The 1,451-nt window shown below is 30.5% G+C and carries 2 protein-coding genes; one reads left to right on the forward strand and one right to left on the reverse strand.

The genetic code is table 11. The annotated features are described in order from the left end of the window. Positions 1-77: 77 nt before the first annotated feature. Entirely contained in the window at positions 78-197 is a 120-nt protein-coding gene (locus HCUR_RS00765) for a transposase (protein ID WP_165780597.1), read from the reverse strand. Positions 198-1,134: 937 nt separating this feature from the next. Here HCUR_RS00765 and HCUR_RS00770 point away from each other — a divergent pair. Beyond that, positions 1,135-1,451, forward strand: a 317-nt coding sequence (locus HCUR_RS00770) for a hypothetical protein (protein WP_129591801.1), incomplete at its 3' end; no start/stop codon positions are given.

Raw genomic sequence — 1,451 nt, forward strand, 5'->3', positions numbered from 1 at the left:
ATAATTATACAATAATTAAAAAATAATAGTACGTCAATTGAAGAATGTGTAGAACGTCGTATCTGTTGGGTGTGAGCCTATTGTTTCTTAATGGGATTAAGGTCAGAAGAATAAGAAGGTAGATAAAGTAAAGTATGACCAGCATTCTTAATTATTTTCTGCATAACTTTACTTTGATGGAAAGAAGCGTTATCCATGTGAATATCACTGCGCTTGATATCCCAAACTTATCCGAAACTTTACTACATGAAAGTCCCTCTTTAGCTTTTATATATGTCCTATTTATTAATATATACGCTTCTAACCCTATATTATTTTTCTTTCTTACTCTTGTCATCCTCTTTTTAGACTGCGTTGGTTATACCTTTACTCTATCGCTTCATAATGCGTCCAACGCTTCTCAATTGGGTTAAGATTAGGGGAATATGGCAGTAAGAAAATCAGCCTAAACTCAAGCTATCCCGTCTATTTTTTTGTCTTCTGGCAGTTTTGGAATAAATCATTATTCATTTTCACAACTTTTTCGGGTTTTTTAGCTTCTTAATTAAAACATGTTCTATCCATTTCGTAGATATTTTACTATTACAAGATCCTTTACATACTATTGGCGCTATAAATTTATGATGTACTAATTTAGCTATAATATTTTATCTCTCGTAATATATTTCTTGATTATAAATAATACATCACTTACTTACTTTAATTATAATAACAGTAAATATTTTGAGCTTTTAATTTTTGTATTACTATCTTTCATTTACTTTATTAATCCTTAAATATTTTTGATATCTCTTTTTAGACCTTCTATTTTTTTATTGTAAGGGTCTGTTATACCGAGCGCACTATCAGACGTCGTTTTATCTTAAATCGTTTCACTATGTTTAGATTATTAAACTCAAGCGTCAAATTTTACCTTAAGGGTATTGATCTAAAGACGGACATATGCTGGACTAATAGGTAATTTTTCGTCTTCTTTATTGATTTGTTGATGTACCATAGAGTTTGTTTTAAGATCTTGGGATGTACAAAGAACATCATTTTCAGCTTTTAGACACTGTTTGTCGCTGAAAATTAAATATAAAATTCAAATTTTAAATATAAAATTGATAATACAAATTTTAAATTACAAGAAAAATGAATAAAAACAAAATAATTCAATTGTTATTTATATTGAGTATTTCCGGAGATGCCTATGCATGGTCTTTGTCTTCATTTTTTAAATCAAAGCCTAAATCTAACTCTAATATCACTACCTCTCAACATAGTAGTGCCGTAAATTACAGAGATGACAGAAGTACCATCACTTCTAAAAAAGACTTAAGCTCTGATTCTGATACCAGTCTTAATTATAGCTCCCCCTCCGAGCCTGACTCAAGCTCTGATTCTGATACCAGCCTTAATTCTAGCTCCCTCTCTAAGCCTGACTCAAGCTCTGATTCTGATACCAGCTT

It is taken from the genome of Holospora curviuscula, from assembly GCF_002930195.1.
Classification (GTDB): domain Bacteria; phylum Pseudomonadota; class Alphaproteobacteria; order Holosporales; family Holosporaceae; genus Holospora; species Holospora curviuscula.